Here is a 4,103-nt window from a genome sequence, read left to right on the forward strand (position 1 = left end):
GGCGCCCACCGGCCCCCCCTGGCGGGCGCCCACAACGGGGCCCCCCCGACCCCCCACCCCCCCCCCCCCCGCGCGGGGCGCCGCGCCGGCGATCTCATCGTGGCCATCGATGGCAAGCCGATCAGCGCGATCGAGGCGATGGAGCCGCTGCGCGGCCCGGCTGGCAGCGAGGTGGTGCTGACCATCGAGCGTGGCGAGGACAAGCCGTTCGACGTCACCGTCACCCGCGAAACCATCCGCGTCACCAGCGTGCGCAGCAGGATGCTCGAACCGGGCTATGGCTATGTGCGCATCAGTACCTTCCAGGCCGATACCGGCGCCGATTTCCAGAAACACGTCGGGCAGTTGCAGGCGCAGGCCGGCGGCAAGTTGAAGGGCCTGGTCCTGGACCTGCGCAGCAATCCAGGCGGCCTGCTCACCGCGGCGGTGCAGGTGGCCGACGATCTGCTGGAGAAGGGCGTGATCGTGAGCACGCGCGGCCGAATTGCGGTCAGCGATGCGAAATTCGAGGCCACGCCGGGCGACCTGATGAAGGGCGCGCCGGTGGTGGTGCTGGTGGATGCGGGCTCCGCCAGCGCCTCGGAAGTGCTGGCCGGCGCGCTGCACGACAACCGGCGCGCGCGCATCGTCGGCAGCCGCACCTTCGGCAAGGGTTCGGTGCAGACCGTGTTGCCGCTGGACAATGGCGACTCGGTCAAGCTGACCACCGCGCGTTACTACACGCCCAGCGGCCGCTCGATCCAGGCCACCGGCATCGTTCCGGATGTGGAACTGGCGCCGGATCCGGCCGATGCCGTCAAGGACATGCCGGCTTCCATCGCCGATTTCAGCGAGGCCAAGCTGCCGGGCCACCTGCGCGGCGATGACGAGGCCAGCGGCGGTGCCTCGGGCGTGGTGCTGCCGGGCGATGGGCCGATCCAGTCGGCCTTGCGCGAACTCAAGCAGCCGGGTTCGCTCGCTGCCAGGGCTGCGGCTGCGCCGCGCCCGGTTGCCCGTCCGAAGCCGGAAGTGGCGCCCGCGCCCGCGGGTGTCGCCGTGCCTGCCAAGCCGGAGCAGCCCAAGCCGGAAGCCGACGACAGCGGCAAGTAACGACATCCGCCTCGCGGCGGATCGCCTGGCTTGCGTTGTCGGCGCATCCACGGCCGGGCGCTCTCACTGGCGGCATTGGGGGAAGTGCCTCTCCGGCCGCAGGAGCGGTTGCAAAAGCCCGACGGCAGTAAATGAGGGCTGTGCGGGCTCCGCCCAGCCGTCATGCCGCGCCTGGCGCTACTGCCTGGATGCAGGCGCGCGCCGTGCGCTGGAAGAAACCCTCAGCGCGGCTTGGCCGGCATCGGGAACGGCGTGACCACCTTCTCCCCGGTGGTCGCATCGCGGATGGCCGACTGGCCCTTCTTCTCCACCTCCTCGATGCGCACGATGCTCTGCATCGGCAGGTGCAGCACCTTGGTGTCACCGAACTCCTCGCGCAGGCGCTCCTCGGTGGGGTCGACCACCAGCCCGTCGTGCAGGTCGAACACCAGGTCGGCGATCTCGTTGAATCCCCACAGGTGGCTGCTGCCCACGCGCCGGGCATACAGCTCGTAGACCTTGCCGTGGTTGAGGAAGGTGATCTTGTACAGGGGTCTGCTGCTCATCGCCCGATTATAAGGACGGCACGCAGGCGCGACCGGGGCTAGAAGCCATGGCGCTTGCGCAGCCGCCGGGCAATCGCGGCACGCACATACAACCCATAGACGATGCCGAACAGGAAGCCGGCCACGTGCGCCGACCAGGCGACCATGCCGAAGCTCGGGCCGATATAGGCGAACACCACCTGCAGCGCGGCCCATACCCCTATCAGCAGGTAAGCGGGGGCGCGGACGAATTCCAGGAACAGGCCCAGCGGCAGCACCACGCCGAGCCTCGCGCCCGGGAATAGCGCCAGATAGGCGCCCAGCAATGCCGACACGGCTCCGCTGGCGCCGATGATGATCTGGTCCGGCGATCCCATGGCATACAACGCGGCAAGGTTGGCGGTAGCGCCGCCCAGCAGGAACAGCAGCAACAGCCGCCACGGCCCGAGTACCCTTTCGGCCGGCAGCCCGAAGATCAGCAGGAACACCAGGTTGCCGAGCAGGTGCGACCAGTCCGCGTGCAGGAACAGGGCGGTGAACAGGCGCAGCACGCTGCCGTCGCGCAGCGCGGCCCACCAGTCCTGGGGATTGCCCAGGCCGGTGGACAGTGCGCCCCAGTCCATCCACAGCGAACGCCGGGCTTCATCCGGCCGCGAGATCGACCAGAGGAAGGCCAGCCAGATCGCCGCGAACAGCAGCGGCACCGCCCAGCGCAGTCCGGGTTTGTTGCGGGAGGGGAGGGAAATGAACATGGGCGCGCAAGCCTACCCCGTGACGGGCCCGGGAAGGGTGATGGAACGAGAGGAAATGAATGCGGGCGACGTTATTGTTTAGTTAACAAGCTTGATGGATACTGCATACGGCGTCGTATGTCGGGAGGGGAATCCGGCGCACCGCAGGGCCGCTGGACGGAACTGGGGTGCAGGCGCACCAACGAATCATCACCGTCCTACGGAGAGAGCTTCCAACATGCATACCGCTTCCACCCTCGCACGCGTCACCGCCCTGGCCGTCGGCATTGCTGGTGCCCTGGCTTTCAGCAACGCCGATGCCGCCGCGTTCCAGCTCAAGGAAAACAGCGCCAAGGGCCTGGGCCGTGCTTTCGCCGGTTCTACCTCCGCCTGGGACGATGCTTCCGTGGTGGCCACCAACCCGGCCTCGATGCGCCTGCTCAACGGCCGTCAGTTCCAGGCCGACCTGAGCGCGATCAGCTTCTCGGCCAAGATGGAAGACGTCTACAACGCGCGCAATGCCGGCCTGACCGGCGCGGGCAAGGGCTCGCCGATTTCCGGCGGCAACGGTGGCGACGCCGGCATGATCGCCCCGGTTCCGGCCACGTACTTCCATGTGCCGTTCGGCGAGAACGACAACATGCACTTCGGTCTGTCGCTGACCGCACCGTTCGGCTTCAAGACCGAATACGACCGCAACTGGGTGGGCCGCTACCACGGCACCAAGACCGACCTGAAGGCCGTCGACCTGGGCGCCGCGTTCTCGTATGACGTCAACCCGTACGTGTCGTTCGGCGCCAGCGTGTTCGTCGAGCACTTGACCATCGAACTGGCCCAGGCCGTGGACTTCGGCGCCGTGGCTTTCAGCGCCAGCAAGGGCGCGAGCGCCGGGCTGGGCATCGTCCCGGGCAGCGCCGATGGCTACTCCACCATCGAAGGCAACAACAATGCGGTCGGCTACGTGATCGGCGGTACCTTCAGCCCGACCGAAGACACCAACATCGCGTTGAGCTACCGCTCCAAGGTCGAGCACAAGATCACCGGCGGCAAGGCGCGCTTCGACGTGCCGGGCAACGTCGAAGCCCTGCTGCACCTGAAGGCCCAGGGCCTGTTCATCGACACCAGCGGCAAGGCCACCGTGACCCTGCCGGCGTCGGCCACCCTGAGCGTGACCCACAAGATCAATGATCGCTGGAGCGTGATGGGCGATGTGTCGCGCACCGCCTGGGCGCCGGCGTTCGACACGGTGACCGTGGACTTCGCTTCCAACCAGCCGGATAGCGTGTTGGCGTTCAAGTACAAGGACACCACCTTCGGCTCGCTGGGTACCGAGTACAAGCTGTCCGACACCATCACCCTGCGTGGCGGCGTGGCCTACGACGAAACCCCGACCAGCTACTCGCACCGCGACGTGCGCGTGCCGGACGTGACCCGCAAGTGGCTGTCGTTCGGCCTGGGCTGGACCCCGAAGGAGAACACCGAGGTCAACTTCGGCTACACCCACCTGTTCACCAACAAGCCGGCGATCAATGCCACCAGCAGCACCGGCAATGTGCTGCAGGGCAAGTACAAGGTGGCGGGCGATATCCTGGCCGCTTCGATCAACTACAAGTTCTGATCAGAGCCTGTCGTTGATGCCGTAACCCGGAAGGCCCCGCGCAAGCGGGGCCTTCTGCGTTTGCGAGACGCGAGACGACGTGGCCCGCGCCCACGCCGGCGTGGCCCGGTGCTGCGCCGCGGGCGACAATGGGGCATGAAC

General features: G+C 67.5%; 4 protein-coding genes. 2 read left to right on the forward strand and 2 right to left on the reverse strand.

What is annotated here, in order from left to right; genetic code table 11:
* A partial coding sequence (locus QMX80_RS18640) for a S41 family peptidase (protein ID WP_282278670.1) occupies positions 1-1,089 on the forward strand: 1,089 nt, incomplete at its 5' end.
* 221 nt (positions 1,090-1,310) lie between these two features.
* Here QMX80_RS18640 and QMX80_RS18645 read toward each other — a convergent pair.
* Complete coding sequence (locus tag QMX80_RS18645) at positions 1,311-1,634, reverse strand: DUF1820 family protein (RefSeq protein WP_055770980.1); 324 nt, start codon at positions 1,632-1,634, stop codon at positions 1,311-1,313.
* Between the two features lie 38 nt (positions 1,635-1,672).
* Complete coding sequence (locus QMX80_RS18650; protein WP_055770977.1) at positions 1,673-2,365, reverse strand: rhomboid family intramembrane serine protease; 693 nt, start codon at positions 2,363-2,365, stop codon at positions 1,673-1,675.
* A gap of 217 nt (positions 2,366-2,582) precedes the next feature.
* Here QMX80_RS18650 and QMX80_RS18655 point away from each other — a divergent pair, with 217 nt between their 5' ends.
* On the forward strand, positions 2,583-3,962 hold the full coding sequence (locus tag QMX80_RS18655; RefSeq protein ID WP_282278675.1) for an outer membrane protein transport protein: 1,380 nt from the start codon (positions 2,583-2,585) through the stop codon (positions 3,960-3,962).
* The last annotated feature ends 141 nt before the right edge of the window (positions 3,963-4,103 follow it).

The sequence above is a fragment of the Stenotrophomonas sp. PS02297 genome (genome assembly GCF_029959705.1).
Classification (GTDB): Bacteria; Pseudomonadota; Gammaproteobacteria; order Xanthomonadales; family Xanthomonadaceae; genus Stenotrophomonas; species Stenotrophomonas nitritireducens.